This is a genomic window from Alkalibacillus filiformis (genome assembly GCF_030814115.1).
GTDB lineage: Bacteria > Bacillota > Bacilli > Bacillales > Alkalibacillaceae > Alkalibacillus > Alkalibacillus filiformis.
The window spans coordinates 126,048-142,655 of sequence record NZ_JAUSUP010000003.1 but is presented as its reverse complement, the minus strand read 5'-3'; the positions used below and the strand labels follow the sequence as shown (position 1 = coordinate 142,655).

General features: G+C 38.3%; 21 protein-coding genes and 1 pseudogene. 6 read left to right on the top strand and 16 right to left on the bottom strand.

Going from position 1 to position 16,608, the window contains the following annotated elements; all coding sequences use genetic code 11:
- Positions 1–7: 7 nt before the first annotated feature.
- Together J2R98_RS07610 and J2R98_RS07605 are read right to left on the bottom strand one after the other, a co-directional pair.
- A complete protein-coding gene (locus J2R98_RS07610) occupies positions 8–199 on the bottom strand; it encodes a YwbE family protein (protein WP_307067667.1) in 192 nt (63 codons plus the stop codon).
- Between the two features lie 18 nt (positions 200–217).
- Entirely contained in the window at positions 218–766 is a 549-nt protein-coding gene (locus J2R98_RS07605) for a hypothetical protein (RefSeq protein ID WP_307067665.1), read from the bottom strand.
- Positions 767–904: 138 nt separating this feature from the next.
- On the opposite strand from J2R98_RS07605, the gene J2R98_RS07600 reads away from it, so the two are divergent.
- Positions 905–1,570, top strand: coding sequence for a cupin domain-containing protein (locus tag J2R98_RS07600; RefSeq protein ID WP_307067664.1), 666 nt, complete (start codon positions 905–907; stop codon positions 1,568–1,570).
- Positions 1,571–1,713: 143 nt separating this feature from the next.
- Here the strand turns inward: J2R98_RS07600 and J2R98_RS07595 are convergent, their stop codons facing one another.
- The 9 genes from J2R98_RS07595 to accA form a co-directional block, all read right to left on the bottom strand.
- Positions 1,714–2,169, bottom strand: coding sequence for a hypothetical protein (locus J2R98_RS07595; protein WP_307067662.1), 456 nt, complete (start codon positions 2,167–2,169; stop codon positions 1,714–1,716).
- A 27-nt stretch (positions 2,170–2,196) separates the two neighbouring features.
- Positions 2,197–2,658 (bottom strand): GNAT family N-acetyltransferase, encoded by a 462-nt coding sequence (locus J2R98_RS07590; protein WP_307067660.1) that lies wholly within the window; start codon positions 2,656–2,658, stop codon positions 2,197–2,199.
- A gap of 374 nt (positions 2,659–3,032) precedes the next feature.
- Positions 3,033–3,572 carry a DUF1572 domain-containing protein gene (locus J2R98_RS07585; protein ID WP_307067658.1) on the bottom strand — a complete coding sequence of 180 codons (540 nt, stop codon included), beginning with the start codon at positions 3,570–3,572 and terminating at the stop codon, positions 3,033–3,035.
- Between the two features lie 216 nt (positions 3,573–3,788).
- The gene (locus tag J2R98_RS07580; RefSeq protein ID WP_307067656.1) at positions 3,789–4,139 is read right to left on the bottom strand and encodes a MaoC family dehydratase; all 351 of its coding nucleotides are present in this window, start codon (positions 4,137–4,139) and stop codon (positions 3,789–3,791) included.
- Positions 4,091–4,447: a hypothetical protein gene (locus tag J2R98_RS07575; protein WP_307067654.1), complete on the bottom strand. Its 357-nt coding sequence runs from the start codon at positions 4,445–4,447 to the stop codon at positions 4,091–4,093. Before J2R98_RS07575 ends, J2R98_RS07580 begins: the two co-directional genes overlap by 49 nt.
- Positions 4,444–5,538 carry an acetyl-CoA C-acyltransferase gene (locus J2R98_RS07570; protein WP_307067653.1) on the bottom strand — a complete coding sequence of 365 codons (1,095 nt, stop codon included), beginning with the start codon at positions 5,536–5,538 and terminating at the stop codon, positions 4,444–4,446. Before J2R98_RS07570 ends, J2R98_RS07575 begins: the two co-directional genes overlap by 4 nt.
- Complete coding sequence (locus tag J2R98_RS07565; RefSeq protein ID WP_307067651.1) at positions 5,516–6,982, bottom strand: AMP-binding protein; 1,467 nt, start codon at positions 6,980–6,982, stop codon at positions 5,516–5,518. The genes J2R98_RS07570 and J2R98_RS07565 overlap by 23 nt, the downstream gene beginning before the upstream one ends.
- The gene (locus J2R98_RS07560) at positions 6,983–7,573 is read right to left on the bottom strand and encodes a biotin transporter BioY (protein WP_307067649.1); all 591 of its coding nucleotides are present in this window, start codon (positions 7,571–7,573) and stop codon (positions 6,983–6,985) included.
- A 132-nt stretch (positions 7,574–7,705) separates the two neighbouring features.
- Positions 7,706–8,659, bottom strand: coding sequence for an acetyl-CoA carboxylase carboxyl transferase subunit alpha (accA, locus tag J2R98_RS07555; protein ID WP_307067648.1), 954 nt, complete (start codon positions 8,657–8,659; stop codon positions 7,706–7,708).
- Positions 8,660–9,234: 575 nt separating this feature from the next.
- On the opposite strand from accA, the gene J2R98_RS07550 reads away from it, so the two are divergent.
- Complete coding sequence (locus J2R98_RS07550) at positions 9,235–9,471, top strand: hypothetical protein (RefSeq protein WP_307067647.1); 237 nt, start codon at positions 9,235–9,237, stop codon at positions 9,469–9,471.
- Here the strand turns inward: J2R98_RS07550 and J2R98_RS07545 are convergent.
- From J2R98_RS07545 to J2R98_RS07535, 3 genes and pseudogenes are all read right to left on the bottom strand, one after another.
- Positions 9,459–9,704: pseudogene (locus J2R98_RS07545) on the bottom strand (nucleotidyltransferase domain-containing protein); the annotation flags it as partial. The gene J2R98_RS07550 and the pseudogene J2R98_RS07545 overlap by 13 nt on opposite strands.
- A gap of 14 nt (positions 9,705–9,718) precedes the next feature.
- Positions 9,719–10,240 (bottom strand): cysteine hydrolase family protein, encoded by a 522-nt coding sequence (locus J2R98_RS07540; protein ID WP_307067645.1) that lies wholly within the window; start codon positions 10,238–10,240, stop codon positions 9,719–9,721.
- Positions 10,237–10,542, bottom strand: a complete 306-nt coding sequence (locus J2R98_RS07535; protein WP_307067643.1) for a hypothetical protein — start codon at positions 10,540–10,542, stop codon at positions 10,237–10,239. Before J2R98_RS07535 ends, J2R98_RS07540 begins: the two co-directional genes overlap by 4 nt.
- Before the next feature lie 179 nt (positions 10,543–10,721).
- Here J2R98_RS07535 and J2R98_RS07530 point away from each other — a divergent pair, with 179 nt between their 5' ends.
- Together J2R98_RS07530 and J2R98_RS07525 are read left to right on the top strand one after the other, a co-directional pair.
- Entirely contained in the window at positions 10,722–11,033 is a 312-nt protein-coding gene (locus J2R98_RS07530; RefSeq protein WP_307067641.1) for an ArsR/SmtB family transcription factor, read from the top strand.
- Positions 11,034–11,113: 80 nt separating this feature from the next.
- Positions 11,114–11,977 carry a permease gene (locus tag J2R98_RS07525; protein ID WP_307067639.1) on the top strand — a complete coding sequence of 288 codons (864 nt, stop codon included), beginning with the start codon at positions 11,114–11,116 and terminating at the stop codon, positions 11,975–11,977.
- Between the two features lie 366 nt (positions 11,978–12,343).
- Here J2R98_RS07525 and J2R98_RS07520 read toward each other — a convergent pair whose 3' ends face one another.
- Positions 12,344–14,083: a DNA ligase D gene (locus J2R98_RS07520; RefSeq protein WP_307067637.1), complete on the bottom strand. Its 1,740-nt coding sequence runs from the start codon at positions 14,081–14,083 to the stop codon at positions 12,344–12,346.
- A 95-nt stretch (positions 14,084–14,178) separates the two neighbouring features.
- On the opposite strand from J2R98_RS07520, the gene ku reads away from it, so the two are divergent.
- Together ku and J2R98_RS07510 are read left to right on the top strand one after the other, a co-directional pair.
- The gene (ku, locus tag J2R98_RS07515) at positions 14,179–15,033 is read left to right on the top strand and encodes a non-homologous end joining protein Ku (protein ID WP_307067635.1); all 855 of its coding nucleotides are present in this window, start codon (positions 14,179–14,181) and stop codon (positions 15,031–15,033) included.
- Between the two features lie 308 nt (positions 15,034–15,341).
- Positions 15,342–15,512 (top strand): hypothetical protein, encoded by a 171-nt coding sequence (locus J2R98_RS07510; protein ID WP_307067633.1) that lies wholly within the window; start codon positions 15,342–15,344, stop codon positions 15,510–15,512.
- Between the two features lie 57 nt (positions 15,513–15,569).
- Here J2R98_RS07510 and lplA read toward each other — a convergent pair whose 3' ends face one another.
- On the bottom strand, positions 15,570–16,577 hold the full coding sequence (lplA, locus tag J2R98_RS07505; protein WP_307067630.1) for a lipoate--protein ligase: 1,008 nt from the start codon (positions 16,575–16,577) through the stop codon (positions 15,570–15,572).
- Positions 16,578–16,608: the final 31 nt, after the last annotated feature.

Sequence of the window (16,608 nt, the reverse complement as noted above, 5' to 3'; positions counted from 1 at the left end):
TTACAAACTAGATGGTTCGCTTCACTCTTCCCACTTCGCCACCTTCTAAACGGACTTTAATACCGTGAGGATGATTGGCAGATTTCGTTAAAATATCTTTTACAATTCCTCGCGTTAGCTTTCCTGTACGCTGGTCTTGCTTTTGAACGACTTCAACTTCCATTCCAATTTCAATATTACTTCGTTGTTGTCCTGACATATTGCACTTCCTTTTCAATTATTTAAATTCAAAACCATCTAATATTGGGCTCATCAAGCGGTTCAACACCTCTAGCCCTTCTTCGCGATCAGATGCTGGAGCTGATATGACATAGCCATCATCACTTGTCCAAGATCCGATTTCTGGTGTGTTATGTATGTCTTCTCCCCACACTTGAAGCGTCAATTCAGAAAAATCATCACTCATATGTAAATGACCAATCGATTGTAAAGCATCACCATCACGATCTATGTATGTCACATCACCACGCTTAAAACCATCCTCTACAAAAGTGATTTCTAACATATCTATACTTGCTGTTTCAGCTGGGTGAACGACGCCATCAATCGTTATCGTCCCTTCAAAACGTTCTTCAGAAAACATATGATTTATAAATTCGCCATCCAGGTCTACCGTCACATTTTCTTCTAAGTCTTCATTACCTTCACCGACTTGAAACAACAGCCCTTCGTATGTTTCATCAACATATTCCACTGTTCTCGACAGCCAAAAAATGATCCCAAGCAATAAGGTCGCTGCGATTAACCAAAAGCCTTTACGTTTCAAACGTCCTCCCCCTTTTTGTTTAAACTTTACAGCACTTTCCTATAAAAGGCAACGGCCTATTCTTCCAATAATCTATCCCTACACCCAAGACAACTGCATACGTTATAAAGGAGTGAAAAATTGGAAAGGAGATTGACTATGTATTACAACCCTTACGACATGCATCAACGTTGGCACCACCAAAAACAAGGGTGGGATCAGCAACATCAAGGATGGGATCAACACCAGGGGTGGAATCAACAGCATCAAGGATGGGACCACAACTGGAATAACAATGGATATTGGGACAATAACAACTACCATGACTACTGGGACTACAATAATAATAACTGGAATCATAACGGATGGGATCATAATAACCCAGCCTGGTTCCACCAACATCCTGGTCACCACCATTCACAAGACTACGGGCCTAACCCTTACGTCGTCAATATTGAAAGAGCGACCATGATGAACGACTATTACCGCACAGCTCTATGGACAGGGGAATACTTGCAGTTAACACTGATGAGTATTGAACCTGGTGATGATATCGGCTTAGAAATCCACAATGATCACGATCAATTCATTCGCGTTGAAGGTGGCCACGGCTTAGTGCAAATGGGAGACCGTCGCGATCGCCTTGACTTCCAACGTCAAGTAGCAGACGATGATGCGATCTTCATCCCTGCTGGAAAATGGCACAACTTAACGAACACAGGACGTAGACCTCTTAAGCTTTACTCGATTTACGCACCACCAGAGCACCCACGTGGCACTGTTCATAGAACTAAAGCAGACGCTATGGAACACGGACATTATTAAGACAGAAAAAGCATCAAATTGCGTCTAAGCAATTTGATGCTTTCTTATTTCGGTAATTCCAAAAAGAACTCTCTAATATCCTCAGGTAATTCATTGAACCTCGAACTTTATTCAACTGTAAGACCATCACTTAAATACAATACTTATTTGTTATGATTAAACATTTTTTTACTTATAATCCAACTGGTTATGTATCCTCCCATAAAAACAATGAACATCATTAAATATGAAAATATAGTTAAGACTGTACCATGGATCATGTCGCTAAACATTAAAGAGAGCTGTGTTCCTGAAGATATAAATGTAAAAGGATAATGTTGACTAAACATTGCAAGAACTGTATTCCTACCCTCATCGTTAACTAAAACAAACTGCCATAAATATATTAAAAATGAGATTAACCATAGGCTGTTACCAACAAGAATGTTTTTCAGATGGTTAGCCTTTACTTTAGCAAACCTCATCCCGACCCAAAACCAAAATACTCCGAATACAATTTGAATCAACATTGGGGGTAATATTATCATAAAAGTGTTTGCAATGAATCCATAAATAAATGGAATAAGAATTAAAATGATTTCTTTTTTGTACTCCTTCATTTCTCTCTCTCCTTATTACACACCCGTTTAAAGCTTTAATTTCAAACCTTCGTGTGTCGCTTTAAATCCTAGTCCTTCATAAAACCTCAAAGCATCTGGTCTCTCTTTATCGGTTGTAAGCTGAACTAAGTGACAGCCTTTGTCCTCCGCACGTTTTATTGCCCATTTTATAAGCATAGAACCTATTCCTCTCCCACGAACAGAGGTATCTGTTCTAACACCTTCAATCGTCGCTCTCCAACCACCTTGATGTGTTATGTAAGGAGTGAATGTAATTTGTTGTACACCTACAATTTTATCACCTTTACAGGCAACGACTAGTTCATTATTCGGGTCTGCATTAATCGCATGGAATGCTTTTAAATAACTTTTTGGTAGCGGGGCTTGAAATTTCTCTCTCTTACTTCCTAATACATCGTTGGCAAGCATTTCAACAATTCGATTTAAATCATCTTCATTTGCAATTCTAAAATTAATTTCATTCACCATAGGTTCTTACTAAAACTCCCTCATTTTTTGTCAACTAAGTCCTTATTTTTAATTTCTTCTAACAAAGAAATTATTTTTTCATTTTGTTCTATTACCTTATCGTTTTGCTTTCTAACTCTCGTGAAGTCGAATAAAAACACTATTAAAATTACTGTGATAAAAATCAGCATTTTGTTCACCCCATATATACTTATTTTGCATTTTACTTTATATTTATCAAAGAGAACTGAACTAACTGCATCATTAGTTAATCAACACAAACTCTGATGTAAATATACCATTTCCTCCTTCCCTTCACATTTACTGATCACTTCACTTGCCAGCCTAGAAATTTCCTTATTAAACTCCTTACCTTTTAGTTCAACAATCCTTAGCTATTCATCTTTATGTTTCTCAAGCATTTCCTTTAAATATTCTTCAGATTTGCCTTTCGGGATGCTGAGACTCTTCCAGTTATCGCCCTTTAATTGTTTGCCAATGTACACAATTTGCCCGACATGATATGCGTAATGCGCCATTTGCCTTTCGATAGCCTCTAACACCAAATGCTCTTCACCACGAATGTATATACTTTTTAATAAATCTTGTTCATTTAAATCAGTTAGTGTATCGATTAAAACTTTCCATCCCTTTTCCCATTCAGTAATTAACTCTGATTTCACGGATATGTCATTTAAAAATTCTTCATCACGATTTCTATATTCCTTTTCACCATCAGAAGTTAAAAAGTCAGTCCATCTAGAAACCATATTCCCACTTAAGTGTTTTACTATTGTTGCGACACTGTTGGACTCATTATTATAGGTCCAATGTATTTCATTCTCCGATAATTGGTTTATAGTCTGTTCGCCAAGTTTTTTTACACTATTAAATCTTTCAATTACAATTCTCAGATACTCTTTTTCAACCCCCATTTTTCACCCCACCTTATTAAAAATATTTCCTAACAAAATATCCTATTAATGCACCTATAAACGTACCTAAAATGTTTAGAATAAGTTGAATATCTCCTACAACGATTTTAACATAATATTCCAATAATTGTATCAATAAAAAAGACAATCAACCTTATTGATCGCCCTACTCATTCAGTGTTAATTTAACAACATATGATTAAGAATTTCCTCTATCTATTCTTCCAAAACCACCAAACCTTGTACCTTCTCTCCAGTAATCTTAAGCTGAACTTGACTCTCTGAAGCTTCTACTTTTGCAGAAATTTCAATGGCTTCATCCTTATAAACCGGTTTGATAAACCTAACTTCATAATCGGAAATACGCATGCCTTCTTGAGTAAAACGAGAAGTCATATCCATTACAAGCCCCATAGTTAGTAAACCGTGTGCAATAGGAGCTTGAAACCCTTGACGTTCCGCTTCTTCCCGCTCTAAATGAATCGGGTTATCGTCTCCGGTTAAGAGTGCATATTGCCTTATTTTTTCTTCTGTAACGGTGAACTCGTGACTAATTCTGAAACACATCGAACACATTCCTCTCCATGTTCGTCATATACGTAAAGACATTGCGTGTAAAACACATTGTTTCTTCTTTGCTTTTCTGCTTCGAGTACTACTTGGCAATGATAGGTTTTTCCAACTGTTAGTTCCTTAGTACACGTACCATGCTGTTTTCTTAAAACTGGAGGAGATGGTGTCTCCCAGGGAACTTCGATATAACGGTAAAAAATCATAGGAAAGACTGGAGACAGTGTGTCCTGTTTTCCAAAGATCTGCTCAAAATCGTGAATCATATTGTTCGTAATCGTTACGGATACTTTCTCTGACTTCATTCTGGACGCTCCCATAACATCGCAATACCCATTCCTCCACCAACTCCGATCACAGAAATGCAATACTTCGCCAAGTATCGCTGAATCTCATAATATAACCGTGTGACTAAAATAGCACCGGATGCACCATAAGGATGACCTAACGCAATGGCTCCGCCTTCGACATTTATTTTTTCATATGGAATCGAAAGTTCTTGAGACAATAACACAGCTTTTGCAGCAAATGCCTCATTTAGTTCCACCAAGTCAATATCTTGAACAGATAAACCACACTTAGCAAGCAGCTCAGATATGGCAGAAACTGCGCCAACAATCGGATGATTTGGATCGACACCTACAACAACGCTGTCAACAAACCTTAAAGTAGGTTGATAGCCTAATTCATAAGCTTTATTCTCAGACATGACCAACACTGCAGCAGCACCATCATTGACCCCGCAACAATTGCCCATTGTGACAGTCCCATCGTTCATAAAAGCAGGGGATAAACGATTAAGCATTCGTTCATAATTCATTTTCGGGTTTAGACTTTCATCTTTTTGAGGTAACCCTTGTGAACTTACTATTTCTTCATCAAAATAGCCTTCTCCTAAAGAATGAATTGCACGCTCGTAGCTGATTCGTGCATAGTCATCTTGCATCTTTCTAGTAATCCCGTATTCTTTTGCAGTCTGATCTGCTGCTACTCCCATATCTGGATCACCAATAGATTCTGGTGAAAAGCGCGCCCTTCTTTCAAAAGGCGATTGGCTCGTGCTCTCCACACCGCCAGCAACGAAAATTTCTCCCGCGCCGCCTTGAATCAAATGGCATGCAAGTCGAATGGCTTCCATTCCAGCCCCACATTGTCTGTCTATTGTCACACCGGGTACCGACATAGGTTGTCCACTTTGTAAAGTAGACAATCTAGCTAGATTTCCACCGGGACCAACCGCATTTCCCATCAAGACGTCGTCCACTGGAAGGGGTAGATCCTGGACAAGTTCATGAATGACAGAGGCAGCCAATTGTTCAGGTGGAGATTCCTTTAAGGAGCCACCTTTCTTGCCGATCGCTGTCCTTTTTGCATTAACGATCACGGCTCTTTTCATGCTTCCCCTCCTCTAGCCAGTTTTTAACTTCCGTACGTGATATTTTTCCACCAGATGTGTAAGGAAAGCGATCAACTTTTCTCCAAATACGCGGAATCTTATAACTAGATAAATGATCACGGCAATGCTTTTTCAATTCACGGATCGTAACGTCTCCTTTGATATAGGCAGCTACTTTCTCTCCCCAGTAGGCATCTTTTGCACCAAATACAACGACTTCTTCGACGCTATCGACCCTATTTAACACTTCTTCTATTTCCTGAGGATAAATATTAATACCTCCGTAGAGAATCATGTCATTTTTGCGTCCTAGTATGTAGATAAAGTCATTTTCATCCTTTTTGGCAATATCATGAACTGTAGCCCAATCGCCATCCAATACGTTATCCGTTTCCCCTTGATTATTGATGTAGCCATCAAATAACATTTTACTCCTCACATACAATACCCCAGTTTCACCTGGAGGTACTTCTTTTCCATCATCCCCACAAATTTTAATTTCTACATTATGAAAAGCTTGACCAACTGAATCAGCATATGTCATTTGATTATCATCTTTTAGTACTGTAATGAAACTGAGTTCAGAAGCACCATAAAATTCATAAATACTTGCGTGAGGAAAGTGACCTTTCATCTCATTTTTCACAGAAGGCAATAATTTGGCTCCAGTAGAAATGAAAGTTAGTTGCTGTACGCCTTTCCACCCATCATTGATTAAGGCATGAATCATCGTCGGCACCACATATATGACCGAAATTGGGTTATTTTTCAACACATTCATTAACCGGCTCGTTGAAAATTTATTTAAGACATAAACAGTTCCACCTATGTATAACGTACTTAACGCTCCGTATATAAAAATGGAATTAACAAAAGATCCAGGAATTAAAACATGATCTTCTGCCGTCATTCCAAGGTCTATCTGGTTACATTTGAACGACTCCACCCATGATTGATGCGATCGTACAAATGCTTTCGGCTGACCTGTAGAACCTGAAGTAAAACCAATATAAAAAGGAGCATTAGCCTTTTCATCAGGTTGCCAGTCATTGTGAGTATGAACCCACTCACTGATTTCTCCAGAGAAAATGATTTTCGCATCTTGGTTTTGAAAAACATCCTTCATGCTTTCGTCAGCCACGATGATATCAGGTTCGACCTCATTCAACCGTGCTTCAACTTCTGACTTACTCCATTTCATATCTCCTACGACATTAGCCCATCCTGCCGCACTTGCACCTGCGAATACTTGCAGGAACAAGTGCCCATTCGGAAGGAAAATTGCAACTCGATTATGGACAGCCGGCTCATTCGAAAAAGCAGCTGCTGTCTGTCGAACAATCTTCTCCCATTCATGATAGTAAATGATTTTATCGTCCGTGACGATAGCAGGACGATCTGGTTGCTTAACGGCATGATGTGAATATGGATCAATGATTTTCATTCAGGCTCGTGCTTCCTTCATAAAAGGAGCCACATGATATAATTTAACCGCAACGAATGAAGCCGCAACCGCTTTTAATACATCACCTGGTATAAATGATAAACTATAGATTGCCGCTTGATGCACCGGAATCTCCATCATCATCGCCTGGACTGGGACCCCAAATAAGTAAATAACAACTATACCACCTGCTATGTTAATGAGGATCATTTTCCAGACTGCTACAGTTTTCATACGTTGACATAAATAACCGATGACATAAGCACTTGCAACCCAACCGAGTAAAAAGCCTGCCGATGGTGTTAGAAATACGCCTACTCCACCACGTCCGCCAGATAGTAGTGGCATGCCAGTCGCGACGATTAATAGAAATAACACCTGACTTAACGCTGCATACTTTGGACCAAAACGCGCTCCTAGCACGCACCCAGCAAGCATCACACCTAAAGTCTGCATCGTAATCGGTACAGGCGAAAAGCCTAAAGGAATTGGAGGAAGAAGTCCTAATACCCCCATAATTGCTGCGAACATAGATACATAGATTAAATGATTTGTTTTAATTGTTAACCCTCCAATATAAAAAGTTAACAATATTATAAAGTCAGTTTCTAATGTTGTAAAGCCTTGATAGGTTTTTATGTATTAACTATTTGCTAATAAATAAGACGATCAACCTTATTGATCGCCCAATTTACCTTCTCATCCACCACCGACTGATTTTACTTACTCACTAAATACTCCAATACCTTTATATTTTACATACCTTTGCTCAACGATCATTTCTTCGGTGTAAGTCGAAAATTCTTTTAGTGATTTATCTATTACTTTCTTCAACCGACTAGCCTGTTCATTCCGGTTATGGTGTGCTCCACCTTTAATTTCAGGGACTATTTCATCAATAATGTTTAGTTCTTTTAGATCTGGTGCAGTAATCTTCATCGTATTAGCTGCATACTCACCTTGAGTCGCATCTTTCCAAAGAAGAGCAGCTGCAGATTCTGGCGCAATGACAGAGAACCACGTATTTTCTAACATATGAATGTGATTACCTACTCCAATCCCCAATGCACCACCACTTGCCCCTTCACCTATAACAATACTTATAATGGGTACTTTCAAACCAGCCATCTCAAAAAGGTTATGGGCAAGTGCTCTTGATTGTCCACGTTCTTCTGCTCCTTTTCCTGGGAAAGCCCCTTTTGTATCGATTAACGTAATAACGGGTCTATTGAATTTTTCTGCTTGCTTCATCAGCCGTAACGCTTTTCTATAACCTTCTGGATTCGGCATGCCAAAGTTTCGTGCTAAATTTTCCTTCGTATCTCGACCTCTTTGTTGACCAATAATGGTAACAGGCGTGTTTTCAAACTTAGCAATCCCACCAACAATCGCTTGGTCATCACTAAAGTAACGATCACCGTGCAACTCAATAAACTGATTAAATAATAGATCAATATAATCTAAAGTCGTGGGACGGTTCGGATGACGTGCTATCTGAACTCTTTGCCACGGCGTTAAATTATTATAAATTTCATCTTGTAAACTTGAGACACGCTCTTGCAAGTTAGCAATCTCTTCAGTAAGATCAACGTCTGATTCTTCTGCGTAAGTGATGAGCTCATCGATTTTGCCTTTTAATTCATATATTGGCTTTTCAAACTCCAAATAATTCTTCAATATCTCCACCTCTTAAAATACATATTTTACAAGTATTACTTCGAGAATAAATAAGAAAAACCCTTCACTATTTTCAAAACGCCTCTCACCCAAAAGCTCATAATACCCTCACTCCCCAAGCATTTCCTGAGTCGCAATCTTAAATTAAAAGACCGAATTATAAAACGATTGTGTTAGAATTAAATAGAAGTATTAAACTTTATAGTGTCCCCCTTAAATTTTTCTGGCTTTTTTACATAGCTTTCAATAATAAACCCACAGTCAGTACAAAGAATATACTCAACCTCTGAACCAAATCTCAGCTTATTTTACAGGGGGGCATAACCGTATACCCTGCATGCTTACCTTTCCCTAATTCTGTACTCGCACATTTCGGGCATTTTACTAATTCCGTAGAATTATCCATTAGAGACCCTCCCTAAATTATGTTTAAATCACTTTTTCCCTAACGAAAACCCTTCAAATAAACGACCTCCATATGGCTTTAAAATTTTATCTGTCAGTTGAACAAGAGGCTCTTTGTTTTCCGACTTATAATATTGGTCAAGAGCAACTACAAATCGTTCGGCAAGTTCATGAACTGTAAACGCGCCAGGCCATCATTACCTAGAATGGTCGTTGAAGGAAGCGTGTTAAAGGATAACGGTGTCATTCCTGAAATTAAGAGTGAAGCAGCGTCACTACTAAATAAAGGGCCGGAAGATTGGACGAAAGAAACAATAGATTTGAAGCGGTATTTTATAACAGATGTATTGGATGATTTGATAGGTTGTCAGGATCGGGCAGAGGGGATATTTACACTCTCAAAATAAGTTTTATAGGATTGTAGATTGTGTGCGAAAACTTCTATATTCCAGCCGAATTTGATTAACGATTCTCGATATGAAGATTCCAAGTGACAATCAAAAATAACGAGATCAAGGTCTGATGTCGATGTTGCTTCCCCTCGCACGACACTTCCAGCTAATAATGCACCTTCACAACCTTGAAAATGTTCTTCAACAAACTTTTGCGCAGCGATGATTGGGTTTAATTTATTATTCATTTCTTCACCTACTGTTAAAGCCTGACTTCATCATGATTAGTAACACGAGCAAACCACCTTAAAGTTCCATTATGGTGGTCAATTATTTGTTGAGCGTTTAAACCATTTGCACTCCACGTACTATGCGCATCAGAAACTAACGTAACTTTATATCCTTTACTAAAAGCCCTTCTACAAGCGGTATCGACACACACTTCAGTTTGAATCCCCGTAATAACCAAGTGATTAACATCATGTATTTTCAACTCATAATCCAAATTAGTTTTGAAAAAGGAATCCGGGGTCGACTTTTGAATGACAACATCACCATTTTCAGGCGTTATGTCACGGTGGACTTTCCATCCATGGGAACCATACTCCAAAGGCTTACCAGCAGGAGTATTATGCTGCACATAAAAGACAGGAACATTAGATGATCGTGCTTGATTAATCAACACTCTCAAATTATCTAACAATTCATTTCCTCTATACACAATGTTTTCTTCCTGGAACATTCCATTTTGGACATCTATTATTAATAAAGCTTTTTTAGTCATAGCTCACCTCTTATACTAGATACTTCATAAATAAATATTAACATAATATTCCACATAAAAGATGTTAAGTAACGAAATTTTCTGAAATTATATTCAAAAAAAGTCGACACACCTGCCGACCATCTAGAAGTACGCTGCAAGACCCATTGCAAATGATTTTCAAGTTCATCAACTGCTTCAGATTGGACCCTTTCCTTTGTTTGTTGAACTTGTAAAAATGAATAGATATTCGTGATCAGCAAAATAACAACGACTACGCTTAAAACGATTGAGATATTTTTAAACTTTTGATCTTTATTCATCTCGAATCCTCCATCCCTCCCTAAATATTAACATAATATTCCAATAATAGATTGTTAGTTTTCAATTCCCCATGCAAATTATTACATCAAAAGTTTTTGATTAATCACTTGACTTTACCATCATATTCCACTAAACTATAGTTAAATCAAAATATTTTGATGTAAGGAGGCATTTATAGATGAATATATCAATAAAAGAAAACAATTATGATTTTTCATTTTATGAGAAACAATTTAAAGCGTTAGCTGATCAAAAGAGATTGCACTTACTGTCTATTCTCTGTGAAAACGGGTCTACATGTGTTTGTGACCTTACTGACATCCTTGACCTTCCACAATCAAAGTTGTCATACCATTTAAAAATATTGTTGGACTCTAATATCATCATTCGTGAGAAAAAAGGAACTTGGAATTATTATAAGATTAACTCAGAAGTTGTTGATCATTTACTATCTGAAGAACTTTGCTGTGTTTTTCGCCCAGCCAAATAATCGCTGGGCATTTTTTACAAACATTACATCAAATATTTTTGATGTACAGTACTAGCATTTACATTTTAGGGGGAGATTTAATGATAGAAACGATCAAAAGTTTTGCTGCAATTGCGTTACAACTCACCGTTTTATTTATTGCTGTTTCATTCGTACTTAATTTATTGCAAAGTTTTATTCCATACGAAAAAGTCGAGAAGAAGCTTAAAAACTCTAACCCGATACTTGGTGGAATAATTGCTATTTTCTTTGCTTTTATAACACCTTTTTGTTCTTGCTCAACAATTCCCATCATTGTAAATCTACTCAAAAATCAAGTGAGATTTGGTATCGTAATGGTATTTTTATTTGCCTCACCTGTCCTTGATCCTACGATCCTCACCATCATGACTGTCATCATGGGCTGGAAGGTAACCATATTATATATTTTAATCACAGCAAGCTTATCATTAACGATTGGACTGTTATTAGAGAAGTTTGGACTAGAAAAGACGGTCAAACAAGTCGTTATGAGCGGATATCAATCGGAAGACAAAACATTCTCATGGAAAGCAGCTTGGAAAGATACGTTAGGGCTGATGAGAAGCGTATACCCCTATTTACTAATAGGTGCAGCTATTGGAGCTGTTATACATGGACTCGTACCTGCTGAATATATTAGTGCCCACTTTGGAGGTGATGATTGGTGGCTAATACCTTTAGCAGCGATCGTCGGAATTCCATTATACATTAGGTTAGCTAGCATGATTCCCATTTCTCAAATACTAATTGTTAACGGAATGGCAATTGGACCAGTTATGGCAATGATGATCAGTTCAGCTGGTGCTAGCTTACCTGAATTAGTGCTATTAAAATCGATCTTCCAAAAAGAATTAATAGTCACTTATGTATTCTCAGTCATTTCCATGTCATCAATTTCAGGATTTATTTTTTATTTAATTTAATTTTAGGAGGTAATTATATGCATAGAAAAGTATTATTTTATCTGAGATCAAGAGGTTTATTTGTGAAATGTTGTAAACATACGAAACATCAAATTGAAAACATGATGAGAGACAAAGTTGTAAATGAACAAAAGAATCAATTTGAAAATAGATATTTTCTCAATGGCTAATTTATCATAACGAATTTATAGGAGGGATATGTATGGTTAATAAATTGTTAAAATTATTAAAACAGGACCACAATCAAAAGAAAAGCACTACATGTTGTAAAGTTAAAATTGAAGAAGTCGAGCCTAAAACTAGTTGTTGCTCGAGTAAAGAATAAAATGACAGTAAAGGGGCTTAACCTTATAAAGCCCCCTTTTATTACTTCCAAAATGGACACCCTCTCTCATTTAACCGCTTCAAAATGGTATCCATCGTATAATGACGCGGGTCAAGTGAGTCGTTAACTTCATCCCAATAAAGTGGTGTCGCCACTGTTCCTTCTTTCGTCGCTCGCGGAGAGTAAGGTGCGATGATTGTTTTACCAGGTGCGTGCTGAATATAATCGATGTAAAGTCGATTGCCACGATTTTTCTTCAACCGTTCGATCGTAAATTTATCCGGATATTTTTCGATGAGCACTTTCGCCACCGCCTCCATAAATTCGCGCGTGTCATCATAAGTCAGCTCTTCATCTAACGGAATATGCAACTGCAAACCTGTTTTCCCAGACGTTTTCACATAAACGTCATACCCTTGGTGTTCACACATTTCTTTTATTAGCTGTGCTGCGAAAACCGCTAACGGAAACTGTTTTAAAGTCGGCGGGTCTAAATCAAACACCATCTCATCAGGTAACTCTGAATCGACTCTGTTAAAAGGCACATGATATTCAATGGCAGCATGGTTGCCGAACCAAAGCAACGTCTGTAAATCTTGGCAGACGATATCCTCTTCTACCTCATCACCCGGCACTGTTTGGATAAAGTCAGGTGCATAATCAGGCAAATGTTTTTGGTAAAATGAATGGTCGTCGACACCGTCAGGAAACCGGATCATCGTCAGCCGTTTATTTTGTAACCTTGGAAGTAATAGTGGTGCCACATCGCGCAAGTACAACACAAAGTCACGTTTGTTAAACTTCGGGAAAAGCAATTTATCTGGCTTTGAAATTTCAACTGATTCTGGCAACTGCCCTAACCCTTCTCGTACACGATCCCACGTACAATCGTTTGGCTCTAAGTCAAAGCGAAACTGGTAAAAAACAGGCTCTCGCAGCTCTCGATCTTTTGCTTCTAAACAGTGAATCTCTAAACAGACACTCGGCGGAATCTCCCACGTTTCTGCGTTTATTTTTTCACCATTTTCATAAACAAAAGCTTTCAGCGTCTCCTTTTCTTCATCAGAAAAGCCGTGTTTCAGCTTACCTAAAAGGGTCATCTCCTCGCCTTTGTAAACCGACACATCAAAGTACTCATTTTCCATATTCCATTGCGTTAAAAAGCCTGTAACAGTGCGCCAATTTTTGATCTTTTGCCACTGTTCACTTCGCTTGCCACTCGTTACTTTGGAACGTTCGTTTTTAGCTACAACTCCTTCACCTTGATGCAACTGCACATCTTGCCATATTTGTTGTGGATCGTCGTATTGTTTTACAATGTTTAATCTTTCGTTATCAATCTCGTTAAAAAGTTCCTCTACTTGACTGCGCCTTTTATGTAGAAGTTGGTTCTCTAAACTTTTCCCTTTAAGCTGCAACAGATCAAATGCCATAAACGTTGCGGGTCTTTTTTGACTGACACTTTGAATTCGATCCTTCGATGACATGCGACCACGCGTCTGAATAAGCGAGAAGTTTCCTTTTAATTCTGAATCCAACACGACTAATTCACCGTCTAAAAATAGCGGCAAATGCGGTTTGACCCGTTCAGCATTCTCTTCACACCAAGCCGTAATTTCAGGAAACTGTGCCGTAAAATCATTGCCATTACGACTCCACAGTTTCACTCCCCTTTCCGTCCACTCGAGCCCACAACGAAACCCATCATATTTCACTTCATACACCCAGTTGTCACCTGTCGGCATATCCTCAACAAGTGTCAGCAACATCGGCTTCCACATAATGCGCACCTCCAATTTCACACGGTTATTTTTAACGCAAAAGTGCATTTTTATCACTAAACGAGAAATGATAACCAATAAAGGAGATGATCGTGATGCATACGATGTGGAAAGGAACGATAAGTTTCGGCCTCGTCAACATACCAGTCAAGCTACATTCCGCAACTGAAAATAAAGACATAAAGCTGCGCAACTTGCACAAAGAATGCCAATCGCCCGTTAAGTATGAAAAGACGTGCCCCGTTTGTGAAACAGAAGTGACAAACGACGATATCGTCAAAGGCTTTGAGTATACGAAAAATAAGTTCGTCATTTTAGAAGATGATGACTTAGAAAATTTGAAAGAAGCCAAAGACGATAAATCCGTGGAAATTGTCGACTTTGTTAAGTTGGATGAAATTGATCCAATCTATTTTGACCGAAGTTATTACTTATCGCCAAGTGAAGGTGGTGGCAAAGCCTATTCCTTATTGCGGCAAGCTTTAGAGGATAGCGGAAAAATTGGACTAGCCAAAATTACAATCCGGTCAAAAGAACATTTGGCCGTCGTGCGTATTTATAAAAATACAATCGTCATGGAGACGATTCATTATCCAGATGAGGTTCGTGATGTTGGCGAAGTGCCGAATGTACCAGAAGAAGATAACGTCGTAGAAAAAGAATTAGAGACAGCGAAAATGTTAATCGACCAACTGACAACTGAATTCGATCCAGAAAAATATACAGACGAATACCGCACAGCTTTACTTGATTTGATCGAGAAAAAGAAAGACGGCGAAGAAGTTGCAACCGCCAAAGAGCCAGAAAAAACAGACAACGTCACCGACTTAATGGACGCTTTAGAAAAGTCGCTTAACAAAACGCAAAAAGGCGGCCAGAAGAAGAAAAAGTCTACTGGCGGCGGCCAAAAGAAAAAGACCACAGCTTCCGGGAAGAAGAAGAGTGGTTAGTTCGTAATTGCCGAATGGCTTGATTTATTACCGAATAAGGGTTGGTTAATACCGAATAGGGACTACTTATTACCGAATAGAACGATTTATTACCGAATATAGCTTGCTTATTACCGAATAGAGGCTAGTTAATACCGAATAGATCGATTTATTACCGAACAGGGACGACTTAATGTCGGACGAAACACCCTGAAGGGTTCCAAACACCTATTGTAAATGCCGGACAACAAATCCAACATTCCATTTCACCTAGTATTGATAATTTTGACAGCTTTGATGAAGCTGCGTCAAAACCAAGTAGTATTGTTGTGACTCGTTATCGCCTAGGTGAAATGCAAGAAGAATTTACAATCGAAGGCAGTCCTAGGTTTGAGGCTCCAGAAGAACCTGGGTTACACCATTATACTTTTCACCTCACATGGGATGATCAATACTATGGGGAAGCAACTTACGGTTTTAAACTTACTGTTCGGGAGTAAACAGTTGTTAATGCAAAAACCCGCTAAAGCTTTTGATCAGCATTAGCGGGTTTTCAATTAATAAACTAACGACAAGAAGTCTTCATCTTCAATTTTGCCTAAATAGTGTTGTATATCAATATCTTTTAACGCTTCTTGAATTGCCTCACTTTCATACTTAACACCTTTAAGCTTGTCCTCTACATCTGACACCTCACCAATACCGAAGAAGTCACCGAATATCGTGACATCTTGGATCACACCTTTTTTCACATCTAGGCGTACATCATATGATCCAACGCCTTCAACACGCTTTGAATGCTGAATGTTGAAAGCTGGAGAACGGCCATAGTTCCAGTCCCATTTTTGATAGCGTGACTCAGAAATTTCGCGGATTTTCTTCCAATCTTCTTCAGTCAGTTCATATCGTGGGACATCTTTAACATCTTCCACATCGAAAATGTATTTCAATAACGTTTCTTTGAAGTCGTCCATCGTAATATTTTCATCAATGAACTCAGAAATGTTTGCGACACGACTACGGATTGATTTAATGCCTTTTGAGCGGATTTTTTCTGACTTAACGCGTAAAGACTGGATGACATTTTCAACTTCCGAATCAAACATAAGCGTTCCGTGGCTAAACATTCGACCTTTTGTCGTAAATTGAGCATTACCTGAAATCTTTCGGCCATCTGCCGTAATGTCGTTACGGCCTGATAGTTCAGCATTAACCCCTAGCTTTTGTAGTGCGTCTACTACAGGCTGTGTGAATTTCTTAAAGTTACTAAAGTTATTCCCTTCATCTTTAGCTAAAAAGCTGAAGTTTAAGTTACCTAAATCGTGATATACGGCGCCACCACCCGATAAACGGCGAACAACTTTAATGTCATTAGCCTCTACGAAATCTGTATTAATCTCTTCTACAGAGTTTTGGTTTTTACCAACGATAATGGACGGACCATTCACGTAAAACAATAAATATTGCTGATCATCATCAATGTTTAAATGCTTTAATGCATATTCTTCAATTGCTAGATTAAGTTGTGGATCTGTAATGCCTTCATTATCAATAAAATATAACATCCGTTAAGCCCCCTTCTATTCTCTCTATTAA